At 74.5% G+C, this 14,290-nt stretch carries 17 protein-coding genes; 10 read left to right on the top strand and 7 right to left on the bottom strand.

Annotated elements, in window-relative coordinates; all coding sequences use genetic code 11:
* The first annotated feature begins 67 nt into the window (after positions 1–67).
* The 3 genes from ACI78T_RS12625 (at position 68) to ACI78T_RS12615 (ending at position 2,397) form a co-directional block, all read left to right on the top strand.
* Entirely contained in the window at positions 68–733 is a 666-nt protein-coding gene (locus ACI78T_RS12625) for an N-acetyltransferase (protein ID WP_456558445.1), read from the top strand.
* Positions 734–827: 94 nt separating this feature from the next.
* Positions 828–1,181, top strand: coding sequence for a YciI family protein (locus ACI78T_RS12620; protein WP_456558444.1), 354 nt, complete (start codon positions 828–830; stop codon positions 1,179–1,181).
* A gap of 4 nt (positions 1,182–1,185) precedes the next feature.
* Entirely contained in the window at positions 1,186–2,397 is a 1,212-nt protein-coding gene (locus ACI78T_RS12615) for an RNA polymerase sigma factor (RefSeq protein WP_456558443.1), read from the top strand.
* Here ACI78T_RS12615 and arfB read toward each other — a convergent pair.
* From arfB to yidD, 3 genes are read right to left on the bottom strand one after another with little or no spacing between them, the layout of a single operon-like run.
* Positions 2,394–2,834, bottom strand: a complete 441-nt coding sequence (gene arfB, locus ACI78T_RS12610) for an alternative ribosome rescue aminoacyl-tRNA hydrolase ArfB (RefSeq protein ID WP_456558442.1) — start codon at positions 2,832–2,834, stop codon at positions 2,394–2,396. The genes ACI78T_RS12615 and arfB overlap by 4 nt on opposite strands.
* A 20-nt stretch (positions 2,835–2,854) precedes the next feature.
* Positions 2,855–3,877, bottom strand: coding sequence for a phosphotransferase (locus ACI78T_RS12605; protein WP_456558441.1), 1,023 nt, complete (start codon positions 3,875–3,877; stop codon positions 2,855–2,857).
* A gap of 50 nt (positions 3,878–3,927) precedes the next feature.
* Positions 3,928–4,422 (bottom strand): membrane protein insertion efficiency factor YidD, encoded by a 495-nt coding sequence (gene yidD, locus ACI78T_RS12600; protein WP_456558440.1) that lies wholly within the window; start codon positions 4,420–4,422, stop codon positions 3,928–3,930.
* A gap of 32 nt (positions 4,423–4,454) precedes the next feature.
* Here yidD and mmuM point away from each other — a divergent pair, with 32 nt between their 5' ends.
* A complete protein-coding gene (gene mmuM, locus ACI78T_RS12595; RefSeq protein ID WP_456558439.1) occupies positions 4,455–5,357 on the top strand; it encodes a homocysteine S-methyltransferase in 903 nt (300 codons plus the stop codon).
* Here mmuM and ACI78T_RS12590 read toward each other — a convergent pair.
* Together ACI78T_RS12590 and ACI78T_RS12585 are read right to left on the bottom strand one after the other, a co-directional pair.
* Positions 5,354–6,211, bottom strand: a complete 858-nt coding sequence (locus ACI78T_RS12590; RefSeq protein ID WP_456558438.1) for an SDR family oxidoreductase — start codon at positions 6,209–6,211, stop codon at positions 5,354–5,356. The genes mmuM and ACI78T_RS12590 overlap by 4 nt on opposite strands.
* Before the next feature lie 109 nt (positions 6,212–6,320).
* Complete coding sequence (locus ACI78T_RS12585; RefSeq protein ID WP_456558437.1) at positions 6,321–6,458, bottom strand: hypothetical protein; 138 nt, start codon at positions 6,456–6,458, stop codon at positions 6,321–6,323.
* A gap of 156 nt (positions 6,459–6,614) precedes the next feature.
* On the opposite strand from ACI78T_RS12585, the gene ACI78T_RS12580 reads away from it, so the two are divergent.
* The 5 genes from ACI78T_RS12580 to ACI78T_RS12560 all read left to right on the top strand — a co-directional run bounded on the left by ACI78T_RS12580 (position 6,615) and on the right by ACI78T_RS12560 (position 12,392).
* Complete coding sequence (locus tag ACI78T_RS12580; RefSeq protein ID WP_456558436.1) at positions 6,615–9,161, top strand: DEAD/DEAH box helicase; 2,547 nt, start codon at positions 6,615–6,617, stop codon at positions 9,159–9,161.
* Positions 9,162–9,205: 44 nt separating this feature from the next.
* On the top strand, positions 9,206–10,021 hold the full coding sequence (locus ACI78T_RS12575; RefSeq protein WP_456558435.1) for an alpha/beta fold hydrolase: 816 nt from the start codon (positions 9,206–9,208) through the stop codon (positions 10,019–10,021).
* A gap of 118 nt (positions 10,022–10,139) precedes the next feature.
* On the top strand, positions 10,140–10,796 hold the full coding sequence (locus tag ACI78T_RS12570) for a hypothetical protein (RefSeq protein WP_456558434.1): 657 nt from the start codon (positions 10,140–10,142) through the stop codon (positions 10,794–10,796).
* A 61-nt stretch (positions 10,797–10,857) separates the two neighbouring features.
* Positions 10,858–11,622: a sulfite exporter TauE/SafE family protein gene (locus tag ACI78T_RS12565; protein WP_456558433.1), complete on the top strand. Its 765-nt coding sequence runs from the start codon at positions 10,858–10,860 to the stop codon at positions 11,620–11,622.
* Positions 11,619–12,392, top strand: coding sequence for a sulfite exporter TauE/SafE family protein (locus tag ACI78T_RS12560; protein WP_456558432.1), 774 nt, complete (start codon positions 11,619–11,621; stop codon positions 12,390–12,392). The genes ACI78T_RS12565 and ACI78T_RS12560 overlap by 4 nt, the downstream gene beginning before the upstream one ends.
* On the opposite strand, the gene ACI78T_RS12555 is transcribed toward ACI78T_RS12560, so the two are convergent.
* Complete coding sequence (locus ACI78T_RS12555) at positions 12,382–12,918, bottom strand: hypothetical protein (RefSeq protein WP_456558431.1); 537 nt, start codon at positions 12,916–12,918, stop codon at positions 12,382–12,384. The two genes, ACI78T_RS12560 and ACI78T_RS12555, sit on opposite strands and share 11 nt — an antisense overlap.
* Before the next feature lie 140 nt (positions 12,919–13,058).
* On the opposite strand from ACI78T_RS12555, the gene ACI78T_RS12550 reads away from it, so the two are divergent.
* On the top strand, positions 13,059–13,541 hold the full coding sequence (locus ACI78T_RS12550) for an N-acetyltransferase family protein (RefSeq protein ID WP_456558430.1): 483 nt from the start codon (positions 13,059–13,061) through the stop codon (positions 13,539–13,541).
* Here the strand turns inward: ACI78T_RS12550 and ACI78T_RS12545 are convergent.
* Positions 13,531–14,241, bottom strand: coding sequence for an HNH endonuclease family protein (locus ACI78T_RS12545; RefSeq protein WP_456558429.1), 711 nt, complete (start codon positions 14,239–14,241; stop codon positions 13,531–13,533). The genes ACI78T_RS12550 and ACI78T_RS12545 overlap by 11 nt on opposite strands.
* Between the last annotated feature and the right edge of the window lie 49 nt (positions 14,242–14,290).

Below are 14,290 nucleotides of genomic sequence, written 5' to 3'. Positions count from 1 at the left end.
TCCGCACGGGGGCCGTCCCGCCTGGGGCGGCCCCCGTCCGCGTCTCCGGGCGTGGTGGGATGCCGGGGTGACCCAGGGCCCCACCATCCGGCGGATCGACTCCCCGGACGAGGAGGGTCCCGACGTCCGTCCCGCCGAGCAGCGCGACGTGCCGCGCATCGCCGCCACGCTCACCGTCGCCCTCGCCGACTCCCGCTGGACCCGCTGGGCGCTGCCCGACGACGGCCGCATGCAGCGGCTGACCCGGCTGCACGAGCTGGACGCCGGCCACAGGGGTGTGGCCACCCGCACCGCCTGGGTCACCGACGACGTCGACGCCGTCGCCGTCTGGGAGCCGCCGCCCGGGGCCGAGGGCACCGCCCCGCTGCCGGCCGACGTGCGCGCCGCCCTGGCGAGCGAGTTCCCCCACCTGTCGGCGCACCGGACGGGCGTCGTCCGGGACACCACGGCGCTGATCGCGTCCCACCGCCCGGAGCAGCCGCACTGGTGGCTGCTGCACCTCGGCGTGCGCCCCAGCTCGCGGCGGCGCGGCCTCGCGGCGGCCGTCCTGGCCCCGGTCCTCGTCCGGTGCGACAGGGAGAAGACGCTCGCCGCGACGGCGGTATTCGGCTGGGCCAACGTGCGCTTCCTGCGCGGGTTCGGGTTCGAGGTCACCGCCGAGCTGCGGACGACGGACGACGAGCTGCCGGTCTGGGTCCTCGTGCGGCAACCTCAGCGGCTGCTGACCGGCTAGAAATCCTGTGCGGGGGTGTCGATCCGGCCGGCACCCGTTCGTACAGGGGGTGAGCGACCGGCACGAGGTCGGCGCCGCCCCGAGGAGGAACGCCATGCCGAAGTACCTGATGACCGTGGTCGAGCCGAGCACCGGTCCGGGGCTCGAGCCCGGGCAGCTCGAGCAGATCATGAAGGACGTCGACGCCCTCCACCACCAGATGCAGGACGCCGGCATCTGGGTGTTCGGCGGCGGACTGCACCCGCCGGCCACCGCCACGACCCTGCGTCCGCGGAACGGCGAGGTCCTGGTGTCCGACGGCCCGTTCGTCGAGGGCAAGGAGCACGTCGGGGGCTTCTCGGTCATCGACGTCCCGGACCTCGACGCCGCGCTCGAGTGGGGACGCAGGCTCGTACACGCGACCACCATCCCGATCGAGGTCCGGCCGTTCTACGACACCGAGGGCTGACGGTGTGACGCCGCCGGCCGCGACGGAGCTCGAGCGGGTCTTCCGCGAGCACTCCGGCAAGGCGGTCGCGGTCCTCACCCGCCTCCTCGGCGACATCGACGCCGCCGAGGAGGCGGTGCAGGACGCGTTCCTGACCGCCGTCCGGCGCTGGCCTCAGGACGGCGTCCCACCGAGCCCGGCCGGCTGGATCGTCACGACCGCCCGCAATCGGGCGATCGACCGGCTCCGCCGGGAGAGCACCCGCACCGACCGGTACCGCCAGGCGGCGCTGCTCCGCGACGACACCCCGACGGCCGAGGAGGAGGGTCCCGTGCCCGACGACCGGTTGCGGATGGTGTTCACCTGCTGCCACCCGGCGCTGTCCACGCAGGCGCAGGTCGCCCTGACCCTGCGCCTGCTGGGCGGGCTCACCACCGCCGAGATCGCGGCCGCCTTCCTCGTGCCGGAGGCGACGATGGCCCAGCGCCTGGTCCGGGCCAAGGCCAAGATCCGCGACGCGCGCATCCCCTACCGGGTGCCCCGCGAGGCGGAGCTGCCCGACCGGCTCCCCCCGGTGCTGGCGGTGGTCTACCTCGTCTTCACCGAGGGGCACAGCGCCTCGTCCGGGGACCGGCTGGTGCGCGAGGACCTCTGCGCGGAGGCGATCCGGCTCGGGCGCCTGCTGGCCGAGCTGATGCCCGACGAGCCGGAGGTGGTGGGGCTGCTCGCCCTGATGCTGCTCACCGACGCCCGCCGCTCCGCGCGCGTCGACCGGGACGGCGAGCTGGTGCTGCTCGCCGACCAGGACCGCGAGCTGTGGGACCGGTCGCTGATCGCCGAGGGCCAGGACCTGGTGCGCGCGTGCCTGCGCCGCAACCGGCCCGGCCCCTACCAGCTGCAGGCCGCCATCAACGCGGTCCACAGCGACCCCGGGCCCACCGACTGGCACCAGGTCCTCGCGCTGTACGACCAGTTGATGGCCGTGGCGCCGAGCCCGGTGGTCGCGCTCAACCGGGCGGTCGCCATCGCGGAGGTCCGGGGTCCCGCGGCCGCGCTGCCGCTGGTCGACGCCCTCGACCTCGACCGGCTCGACGTCTTCCACGCCGTGCGGGCCGACCTGCTCCGGCGGCTCGGCCGGTGGGCGGAGGCGGCCGAGGCGTACGCCGCGGCGATCGAGCGGAGCGGGAACGAGACCGAGCGCCGGTTCCTGCGCCGGCGCCTGGCGGAGCTGGGCTAGTCCCAGGAACGGCGCTGCTTCTTCAGCTGGCCGCGCTGCTTCTTCGCCTCGATCCGACGCTCCTGGGACCCGCGGGTCGGCCGGGTGCGCCGGCGGCTCGGCGGCGGGGGCGCGAGCGCGGCCCGCAGCACGGCGGCCAGCCGGTCCCGGGCCGCCTGCCGGTTGCGCAGCTGCTGCCGGTGCTCGCTGGCGGCGACGGTGAGCACGCCGTCGACCAGCCGGGCTCCCAGGCGGGACGCCAGCCGGGCGCGCTGCGCCTCGCTCAGCCCCGGCAGCTCCAGCGGGGCAACCGACAGCTCGACGCGGGAGTCCGCGGTGTTCACGCCCTGTCCCCCGGGGCCCGACGACCGGGAGAACCGCCAGCTCAGGGCACCCGCCGGCACCACGAGGGAGCCGGTGACCGCGAGGTCACCGGAGGCGTCGTCGGTGGCCGGCATGCGCACAGTGTCGCCGACCCTCACGCGGGCACCCCGTCGAGCGGGCCCGGCGCCAGGTGCTCCGCCGTCCAGCCCGGCACGCTGCCGGCCCACTCGGCGCGCTCCCCGGGGTGCACGCCGCGCAGGATGCGGCGCCAGGTGAGGGCACGGGCCAGCGGAGTGACCCGGAGCCCCGCGCCGCACTGCTCCCGCAGCTCCCGAGGGCTGCCGTAGGCCGACCACGGCTCGAGGTAGGCGTCGCGCAGCCGGCGCAGCGCGGGGTCGCCGTCCGGCAGGCCCAGGGCGCGGCCGGCCATCCGCAGGCTGACGAGCAGGCTCAGGAAGGGGTGGGCGACTGAGGCGTCACCCCAGTCGAAGAAGCGGTACCCGCCGCCGGTCACGAAGACGTTCGCGTCGTGCAGGTCGTCGTGCTGCAGCGTGGCGGGGATGCCGCCGTCGTCCAGGGCATCGCAGTCGTCGGCGAACCGGCCGAGCGAAGCTTGCACGGCTGCCCGTTCGTCGGTCGGGAGCCCGCCCGGACGGCCGGAGAGCTGCGCCTCGTCGTCGGCGAGCAGGTCGTCCACCAGTCCGGGCAGACGTTCCGGCCGGCAGTCGGGCACGCCGGCCGCGAGCATGGCGTCCGCGTGGGGCACGAGGCGGAGCTGCAGGTCGGCATACGCCTGGAGCATCGCCGCCCAGCCCGCGAGGTCGGGACCGCTCTGCCGGAGGGTGCGGCCGCCGTCGGGGAGCAGCAGGAGCCTGCGCGCGGGGTCCACGGCCAGCGGGACCAGCACCTGGTCGGGCGCCCAGCGCCCCAGCGCCTCGGCCAGGACCGGTTCCTGCGCCGACCCCGGACCTACCGCCTTGAGCCAGACCGCTCCGCCTCCGCGCACGGGGAGGCGGAAGGCTGTCGACCAGGCGCGCACGTGCGGCTGCTCCGCCTCGCCGGCGAGCGCGAGCCCCGCGCCGGCCAGCTGCCCGGCCGCCCACTCCAGGGCCGCGGCGCGCCAGGCCGCGTCGCGCCAGGTGGCGCCGCCCGTCGTCCCGTCCTCACCGGTGCGCACCCGGCGACGCTAGGCGACCCGCTCACCCGGGCGCACGCCGTTTCCGGACGTCAGCCGTTCGGGACCGGGTCGGCACCACCGGTCGCGCCGGGCCGGCACCGGACAAGCCGGCGGATCGTCAGCCAGGACCCGCGCCGGGCGCCGTGCCGCTCCAGCGCCTCGACGGCGTAGGCAGAGCACGTGGGCGCGAAGGAGCAGCAGGGCGGGCGCCTCGGGCTGATCTGCCGCTGGTAGACCCGCACCGCCGCGACCATCCGGTCGGCGAGCCGCGTGCCCCGCTCCCCCGTGCCGCTGCGCCGGACCTCGCGCACCGTGGCAGGTGCGAGGAGGAAGGAGTCGGTGCCGCAGCCGATCGCGTTCGCGAGGCAGCAGCCGGTGTTGAGCAGGAGCAGGTCGCGCAGGCAGCCGTCGTCGCGGCGCCCGTAGCCGTACCCGTAGCCGGGTGGCGGGCCGTAGCCGTAGCCCGGTGGGCGGCCGTAGCCGCCGTACCCACGTCGCGGACGGCGGCGGCGCGGGCCCCAGCCACTGCTCCAGATGAACACCATGGGGAGGGCAGTACCGCGGGATGATCGTGGGCATGCCATCCCTGCCCGAGGCGCTCGCCACCGGACCGGTCGTCCTTGACGGCGGGCTGTCCACGGAGCTCGAGTCGCGCGGGCACGACGTCTCGTCCGCCCTGTGGTCGGCCCGCCTCCTCCGCGACGACCCGACAGCGATCGTCGCCGCGCACGCCGCCTTCGCCGCGGCCGGCGCCCAGGTGGCGACGACGGCGAGCTACCAGGCGACTGTCGAGGGCTTCGCCGCGGCCGGGGTGGGCGCGGACGAGGCGCGGCGGCTGATCGCGTCGTCAGTGGCGCTGGCCCGCGAAGGCCAGGGCGGTGCGGGCTGGGTCGCGGGATCAGTGGGGCCCTACGGCGCCATGCTGGCCGACGGCTCGGAGTACACCGGCGCGTACGTCGCCGACGTGGATGTGACCGCCCTCCGCGCGTTCCACCGGCCACGGATGGAGCTGCTCGCCGCCGCCGGGGCCGACGTCCTGGCCTGCGAGACGGTGCCCGCGGCGGCCGAGGCGGAGGCGCTCCTCGCCGAGGCCGACGCCCTCGGCGTCCCGGTCTGGCTGTCGCTGACCACCGTCGTCGACGACGACGGCGTGGCCCTGACCCGGCGCGGCGAGCGGGCCGCCGACGTGTTCGCCATGGCCGCGGACGTCGACGCCGTCGTCGCGGTCGGGGTCAACTGCACGGCGCCCTCCGCCGTCGGTCCGACAGTCGCCGCCGCGGCGGTCGCCGGCAGGCCGGTCGTCGTCTACCCGAACAGCGGCGAGACCTGGGACGCCGCCGCCCGGCGGTGGACCGGGCCGCCCGGGGTGTCACCCGACGACGTCCCCGCCTGGACCGCCGCCGGCGCTCGGCTGGTCGGCGGGTGCTGCCGCGTCCGCCCGGCCGACGTCGGGCGGATCGCGGCAGAGCTGCGCGGCTAGAGGATCGGGTTGCCCCCGGTGACGGCCACCCGGGCGCCCGAGACGTAGGACGCCTCGTCGCTCGCGAGCAGGACGTAGACCGGCGCGAGCTCGGCCGGCTGACCGGGACGGGCCATCGGCACCTGCTGCCCGAAGCTCTCCACCTTCTCCTCGGGCATGGTCGCCGGGATCAGCGGCGTCCAGATCGGGCCCGGGGCGACGCTGTTGGCCCGGATCCCCTTGTCCGCGTACATCTGCGCCATGCTCGCGGTGAAGTTGGCGATGCCCGCCTTGGTCATGGCGTAGGGCGCCAGGTTCGGGCTCGGCATGTCCGAGTTCACCGACGACGAGTTGATGATCGCCCCGCCCGGCGGCATGTGCGGGATCGCGTCCTTGGTCAGCACGAACATGGCGGTGAGGTTGGTGGCGACGGTGTGGTCCCACTCGTCGTCCGAGACCTCGTCGAGCGTGTCGTGGCTCATCTGGAAGGCGGCGTTGTTGACCAGGATGTCGACCTTCCCGAACTCCTCGACGGCCTTCGGGATGATCGTCTTGCAGTGCGCCCGGTCGGAGATGTCACCGGGCACCAGGACGCACTTCCGCCCCGCCTCCTCGACGTACTTGGCGGTGTCCTGCGCGTCCTCGTGCTCGTTCAGGTACGAGATGAGGACGTCGGCGCCCTCGCGGGCGAAGGCGATCGCGACGGCCCGGCCGATGCCGCTGTCGCCACCGGTGATCACCGCGGCCTTGCCGGTCAGCTTCCCGGAGCCGCGGTAGCTCTCCTCGCCGTGGTCGGGCTTCGGGTCCATCTTCCCGAGCACGCCGGGCACGTCCTGCTTCTGCGCGGGCTGGCTCTCGGGGCGGGGCGACGACATGGGTCCTCCGGTGCGTGCGCGGGTGCCCGGACCCCTGCGGCCCGGAACTCTCCCGCGCGCTACCCGGCGAGGACTACCGGGAACCTGGAGGGGAACCCGGCGGGGTGGCTCAGGCCGCCCGCGCGACCTCCGCGGCGCGGATCGCCGTCACGGAGCCGGACAGCTGCCAGCGCATCTCCAGCCGCCGCCTGCCGTTGCCGTCCACGACGGGAACCCACCGGCACTCCGGGCATCCGAGATCGCGCATCGTCCATCCACCTTTCGTTCACCTGCTGTTCACCTTCTCTCCATCTCGGCGTCAGCTATGCAGATCCTGAGGTTCCGTTACCGCTTCGTGACCGAATTCGCCCCGCCCGGGCGGTGCGCGGGAAGCCGGACGGCGTCGGGCACGCTGTTCCTCCTGATGACGACCACCGCCCCTCCCCTGCTCGACGACGCCGCCGACCTGACCGCCCTCCGCGCGAAGGGCGACGACGCCGACGAGCTGTTCGCCTCCTTCGCCGCCTGGGCCGAAGCGGGCGGCACCGTGCTGTACCCGGCCCAGGAGGAGGCGCTGATCGAGCTGGTCAGCGGCGCCAACGTCGTCCTGGCCACGCCCACCGGGTCGGGCAAGTCGCTGGTGGCCACCGGCGCCCAGTACGCCGCCCTGGCCGGCGGTCGGCGGAGCTACTACACCGCGCCCATCAAGGCTCTGGTGAGCGAGAAGTTCTTCGCGCTCTGCGGGGTCTTCGGCGCCGCCAACGTCGGCATGCTGACCGGCGACGCCAGCGTGAACCCCGGCGCCCCGATCATCGCGTGCACCGCCGAGGTGCTCGCCAACATCGCGCTGCGCGAGGGCGCCGATGCCGACATCGGGCTCGTCGTGATGGACGAGTTCCACTTCTACGGCGACCCCGACCGGGGCTGGGCCTGGCAGGTGCCGTTGCTGGAGCTGCCGAAGGCGCAGTTCCTGCTGATGAGCGCCACGCTCGGCGACGTCACCTCGCTGCGCGAGGACCTGACCCGGCGCACCGGCCGGCCCACCGCGCTGGTGGCCAACGCCGAGCGCCCGGTGCCGCTGCACCACTACTACGCGACGACGCCGATGCACGAGACGATCCAGGAGCTGCTGGACACGAAGCAGGCGCCGGTCTACGTCGTCCACTTCACCCAGGCGTCGGCGCTCGAGCGGGCCCAGGCGCTGATGAGCGTCAACGTCTCCACCAAGGAGGAGAAGGCCGCGATCGCCGAGATGATCGGCGGCTTCCGGTTCTCCTCGGCGTTCGGGACGACGCTGTCCCGGCTGGTCCGCCACGGGATCGGCGTCCACCACGCCGGCATGCTGCCCAAGTACCGGCGCCTGGTGGAGCAGCTGGCCCAGGCCGGGCTGCTCAAGGTCATCTGCGGTACGGACACGCTCGGCGTCGGCATCAACGTGCCCATCCGGACCGTCGTCTTCTCCGCGCTGTCGAAGTACGACGGCACCCGCATGCGGCTGCTCCAGGTGCGCGAGTTCCACCAGATCGCCGGGCGGGCCGGTCGGGCCGGCTACGACACCGCGGGCACCGTGGTCGTCCAGGCACCCGAGCACGAGGTCGAGAACCTCAAGATGTTCGCCAAGGTCGAGGACGACCCGAAGAAGCGGCGCAAGCTCGTCCGCAAGAAGGCGCCCGAGGGCATGGTTCCCTGGAGCGAGGCGACGATGAACCGGCTGATCGAGTCCGAGCCGGAGAAGCTGACCAGCCACATGCGCGTGACGACGGCGATGGTGCTCGACGTCGTCGACCGGCCCGGCGACCCGTTCGCGGCGATGCGCCGGCTGCTCACCGACAACCACGAGCCGCGCAAGCGGCAGCTGCGGCTGATCCGCGAGGCGATCGGCATCGCCCGGTCGCTGCTCCAGGCCGGTGTCCTGGAGCGGCTGCCCGAGCCGGAGCCGGACGGCCGCCGCTACGACCTGACCCTCGACCTGCCTGAGGACTTCGCGCTCAACCAGCCGCTGTCGACCTTCGCGCTGGCCGCCATCGACCTGCTCGACCCGGCCTCGGACACGTACGCGATGGACGTCGTCAGCGTGATCGAGGCGACCCTCGACGATCCGCGCCAGATCCTCGCCGCCCAGCTGAACAAGGCCAAGGGCGAGGCCGTCGCGCAGATGAAGGCCGAAGGCATCGAGTACGAGGAGCGGATGGAGCTGCTCGAGGAGGTCGGCTACCCCAAGCCCCTCGAGGAGCTGCTCGGCCACGCCTACGACGTCTACCGGCAGACCAACCCCTGGGCCGCCGACGCGCAGCTGTCGCCGAAGTCCGTCGTCCGGGAGATGTGGGAGCAGGCGTTCACCTTCCGGGAGTTCGTGAACACCTACGGCCTGACCCGGTCGGAGGGTGCGGTGCTGCGCTACCTCTCCGACGCCTTCAAGGCGCTCCGGTCGGGGGTGCCGGCGTCCGCCCGGACCGAGGAGGTCACCGACCTCGTCGAGTGGCTGGGCGAGCTGGTGCGCCAGGTGGACTCGTCGCTGCTCGACGAGTGGGAGGCGCTGACCAACCCGGACGACGGCCCGGTGGCCGAGGTCGCCGTCCCGGCGCGGCCGCGACCGCTGACCGGCAACGTGCGGGCCTTCACCGCGATGGTCCGGAACGCGCTGTTCCGCCGCGTCGAGCTGTTCGCCCGACGCCGCTGGTACGACCTCGGCGAGCTGGACTCCCCTTCCGGCTGGGACGCCGACAGGTGGGAGGAGGTCGTCCGGGCCTACTTCGAGGAGCACGACGAGGTGCGGACCGGGGCGGACGCCCGCGGTCCCGCCCTCCTGATCGTCGACAAGGACGAGCCGGGCGTCTGGCGGGTGCGGCAGATCCTCGACGACCCCGAGGGGAACCACGACTGGGGCCTCGACGTCGAGGTCGATCTCCAGGCCTCGGACGAGGAGGGCACGGCGGTCCTCCGCCTGGTCGACGCGGGCCGCAAGGACTAGGCGCGTCGTTGACCTCCCGCGGCCCCGGCCGCCAGACTTCCGCCGTGCCGACCCCGGGAACCACGCCGCAGTCCGGATACGCCCCGCTCGGCGACCTGCGGATGTACTACGAGGTCCACGGCGCAGGGGGCACCCCGCTCGTCCTGCTCCACGGCGGGCTCTTCGACATCGACCAGCAGTTCGGGGAGCTGATCCCCGGGTTGTCCGTGACGCGCCAGGTGATCGCCGCCGACTTCCAGGGCCACGGGCGGACCAACGACGTCGACCGGCCCTTGCGGACCGCGGACCTGGCCTCCGACGTCCTCGGCCTGCTGCGGCACCTGGACGTCGAGCAGGCCGACGTGTTCGGGTTCAGCGTCGGCGGCGCGGTGGCGCTGCACCTGGCCGTCCGGCACCCGGAACTGGTCCGCAAGCTGGTCGTGTCGTCGGTGTCCTTCAGCCCCGACGGGGACCGTCCGGAGAACAGCGAAGCCGTCGGCGGGATGACCGTCGACATGCTCGCCGGCACCCCGATGGAGGCGGCCTACCGCGCGAAGTCGCCCCACCCCGAGAAGCTGCAGGACCTGCTCGACAAGCTCGGGACGTTCGACGAGGGATCGACGGGCTGGTCCGACGCGGACATCCAGGGCATCGCCGCCCCGACCCTGATCACGGTGGGCGACTGCGACATGGTGACCCTCGACCACGCCGTCCGGTTCCTGCGCCTGCGCGGAGGCGACGTGAACGGGGACTTCGTGGGCGTGCCGGCGTCGCAGCTGGCCGTCTTCCCCGGCACCACGCATTTCCACGGCCTCGCCCGGACCGCTCTGGTCCTCGACGTGGTGACGACGTTCCTCGACGCGCCGACGCCCGGGTCCTGAGCGACACGCCGGGATCCGTCCGGAGCCGTGCCGTTTCGGTCGCCGGGCGGCCCTCCGCGGCTCTAACCTCGTCCTCAGCGGCGGTCTCCCCGCGCCGCGTCGCGCGTCGGAGGACCCGATGACCCAGCGCCTGCAGCAGCCCAGCGACTCCGGACGACGTACCTCGCGCAGGCGCGCACCGCGGGTCGAGGTCCCGGTCAGCGAGCCGACGATCCTGGGCTTCCCGGCCGAGCGGGTGGGCGACACCGCGCCGAGGCAGGCCGTGCCCGAGGACGCCGCGAGGGACCTGCCGGAACCCGGGCTCACGGTCGTCCGCCGATCGGAGCCGGTGGGCGCCGCGGCGCTGGTGCTCGCCGGGGTGGCGGCCAACGTCAGCCTCCTGCTCGCGTGGTCCCCGGGCGAGGGCCCCACCGGCCTGACCCTGGTCCGACGCGGCGGCGAGGCCCTCGACGCGGGGCTCGCCGAGTCGGCACACCGGGGCGTGTGGGAGCCGCTGGCCGTCGTGCTGTGCGGCGGACTGCTCGTCCTGCTCGGTTTCGCGCTGCTCGTGCCCGCCCGCGCCCACCGGATGCTCGGGGTGCTGGCGCTGGCCGTCGCGCTGGCCGCCACCGCGGCGGTGGTGCTCCTGGTCTCCGCCGCCGGCTGGCGCCCCGACCGCTTCGGCCCCGGCCTGTGGTGCGCCGTCGCGGTCCCCGTGCTCGGCCTCCTGGGGGCGCTCAAGGCGATGCTCACGCCGCCGCGCGTGACACTGGCCGGTGATCCGACTGTGAGCTGATCGACCGGCCGACCGCGGGCGGCGGCCCCTCCCGCCGTGTCAGGCTCGACCCGATGTCCGCATGACCGGCTGGGAGATGCTCGCGGTGGCGGCCGCCGGTGTGGCCGCCGGTGGCATCAACGCCGTCGTCGGCTCGGGGACCCTGGTGAGCTTCCCGGTCCTGCTGGCCGTCGGCCTGCCGCCCGTGCCGGCGACCATCAGCAACTCCCTCGGCCTCGTGGCCGGCAACCTCAGCGGCTCGATCGGCTACCGCCGCGAGCTGCGCGGCCAGCGGCGGCTGCTCCTGCGGCTCATGCCCGCCTCGGTGCTGGGCGCCCTGACCGGGGCCTTCCTGCTGCTGCACCTGCCCGCGGCGACCTTCGAGGCCGTCGTGCCGGTGCTCATCGGGATCGCCGTCGTGCTGGTCGCGGTGCAGCCGGTGCTGCAGCGCCGGGTTCCCGAGGGGCCCGGCGCCCCGGTGCGGGGTGGGCGCCTGGCCGCCCTCTTCGCCGGTGCGTACGCGACGGGCACCTACGGCGGCTACTTCGCCGCCAGCCAGGGCGTCCTCCAGATCGGCATCTTCGGGTTCCTGCTGCGCGAGTCGCTGCAGCGCCTCAACGCGCTGAAGAACGTGCTGACGCTGACCGTCAACACGGTCGCGGCGGCCGCGTACGTCGTCGTCGCCACCGACCGGGTCGACTGGGCCGCCGCGGGGCTGCTCGCCGTCGGCTCGCTCGCGGGCGGCGCGGTCGCCTCCCGGTACGGCCGCCGCCTGCCCGCCGGGGTCCTGCGGACGGCGATCGTGGTGCTGGGCGTCGTCGCCATCGTGGTGCTGGTGCGCCGGTGAGCACCTGGGAGTTCGGCTTCCTCGTCCTCGCCGGCATCGGGGCGGGCCTGACCGGGAGCATCGCGGGCCTGGCGTCGCTGATCAGCTACCCGGCGCTGCTGGCGACCGGCATCCCGCCGGTCACCGCCAACGTCTCGAACACCGTCGCGCTCGTCCTCAACAGCGTCGGGTCGGTCAGCGCCTCCCGACCGGAGCTGAAGGGGCAGCTCCGCCGCCTCATGCCCTTGGCGGTCGCCGCCGTCCTGGGTGGGATCGCCGGTGCGGTCCTCCTGCTGCTCACGCCGTCGGAGGCGTTCGAGCGGATCGTGCCGTTCCTCATCGCCGGGGCGTCGGCGGCCATCCTGGTGCAGCGACCACCGCGGGACCTGGCCGCCCGGGGAGCGGAGCACCACCGCCCCGGCGCCCACGACCCCCGCTGGCTCCCTCTCGGGACGTTCGTCGTCGCCATCTACGGCGGCTACTTCGGCGCGGCCGCCGGAGTGCTGCTCCTGGCCCTCTACCTGCTCGGCACGGGCGAAGGGCTCCCCCGGGGCAACGCGATGAAGAACGTGATCCTCGGGGTGGCCAACGCCGTCGCCGCGGTCGGCTACGTGCTGTTCACGTCCGTGGCGTGGTCGGCCGTCATCCCCCTGGCGATCGGCTGCCTGGTGGGCGGCCGCATCGGACCGGCCGTCGTCCGGCGCGCGCCCCAGGCCGGGCTGCGACGGGTGATCGCGATCGCCGGCCTGGGGCTCGCCGTGCACCTGGCCATCCAGGCGTTCAGCGGCTGACGTAGGCCGCCAGAAAGAGCACGAACCCGCTCGCCAGCAGCAGCAGCCGGGCGGGCGTGGCGCCGTTGAGCAGTCCCGCCGTCGCCTCCACCCACTGCGGCCGGACCGTCGCCTCGCGGGCCCGCTGCCGCATCATCCGCACCTCGTCGGCGAGCAGGATGCCCGCGCTGCCCAGCATCCCCAGCCCCAGCACCACGAAGGCGAGCGCAAGGCGGTCCTCGAAGCTCTCCGCCGTCCCGGCGAGCAGCAGGACGACGACCACCCCGAGCAGCAGGCCGAGCAGGCCGCCGGCCACGGGTGCCCACGGACCCATCACGGTCAGCGGTCCGCGGCGGGGTATGCGCGGCCGCGGACGGACCGTCACCGGCGCCGTCGGCTGCAGACCCGGGGCGACCTCCTCCTCGCGCGTCTCGGGCGCCGGGGTCGGCTCCGCCGCCGGCGGTGGGGGCACCTCGGCGGCGGGCCGGACGACCGGGATCTCGGCCGTGCCGGTCCCGACGGACGTGCTTCCGTTGCGTTCACTCATCGCTGATCACCTCGTCCGCCACGCTAGGCGCACCCGTCGCCCGCGCCCCGGACGGCGCCCCGGCGGCCCGCGCACGCTGCGTGATGCCACGCCGGGTACCACGCGGCGCTCCCCCGGACCCACCCGGGCAGACTGGCCCGGTGATCAGCATCCGGCCCGCAGTGCCCGCCGACGGACCCCGTCTGGTCGCCCTCGACCGGGCCACCTGGTCGGTGGAGAACGCCGTCGTGCCGCTGTGGGCCGAGGACACCGACTTCTTCGAGCGCCGGACCCCCGACGACGTGCTCGTCGCCGAGCAGGTCGGCCGGCCCGTCGGCTACGCGGGGCTCGGCCACCCGACGCCGCTCGAGTGCAACCGGCACGTGCTGCACGTCCAGGGGCTGACCGTCGACCCGGCGTGCCAGCGCCAGGGAGTGGCCCGGCGGCTGGTGGAGGCGGCGGTCGACGAGGCCCGGCGGCGCGGCGCCCGCAAGCTGGGCCTGCGCGTCCTCGGGGGCAACGCGCCGGCCCGGGCGCTCTACGCGTCGTGCGGCTTCGTCGTCGAGGGCGTGCTGCGGGAGGAGTTCTTCCTGGGCGGGCGCTACGTCGACGACGTCCTGATGGCGCGCGACCTCAGCAGGTAGCGAGCAGCGACTCCAGCGCGTCGGCCTCCGCGGGCGTGACCGACAGGGCGTAGGTGGACTTCACGGTCACCACGACCGTCGCGTAGGAGCAGCCGTAGGCGGGGTCGCTCGGCACCCACTCGTCGGCGGTCGAGTCACCCTTCGCGGAGTTCTCCGAGCGCGTCGTCGCCATCAGGTTCGCGAGGTCGTTGGCGAAGGCCTCGCGCTGGTCGTCGGTCCACGCCGCCGCGCCCTGCACCCACGCGGCGGCGAGCGGGACGACGTGGTCGATCGGCACCTCGGCCGCGGTGGCCTTCTCGAAGCGCACGACCTCACCGGTGTACGGGTCGTCGAGCCTGCCTGCGACCACGACGCAGTCCTGCGTCCCCTCGCGCACCTCGACCTCGGTCAGGTCGCGGTGCAGGACGTCGTTGCGCTGGTCGCAGCCGTTGCGGTCGACGTCGGACCACGCCGGTCCGAACACGCAGCCCTCGCCGTCGCCGCAGCCGCGCTCGTACCCGTCCAGGGTGCCCTTGTCGGCGACCGGGAGCGCGGCGAGCGCGGTGGCGGCAGCGGCCGGGTCGAGCGTTCCCGCGGGGACGTCGCCCTGGCCGACGGACGCGGCGGGCGACGGCGGGCCCGGCTCGAGCTGCCACTCGAACTCGCACCCGGTCAGCGACAGGAGGACGGCCAGGAGGACAGGAAGGACGGAACGGCGCACCGCCCGACGCTACGAGCGGCCACCGACGGTTCCCGGGACCGACACCCGA

This window comes from Blastococcus sp. SYSU D00922 (assembly GCF_054050495.1).
This window is presented reverse-complemented; position numbering and strand designations above follow the sequence as displayed.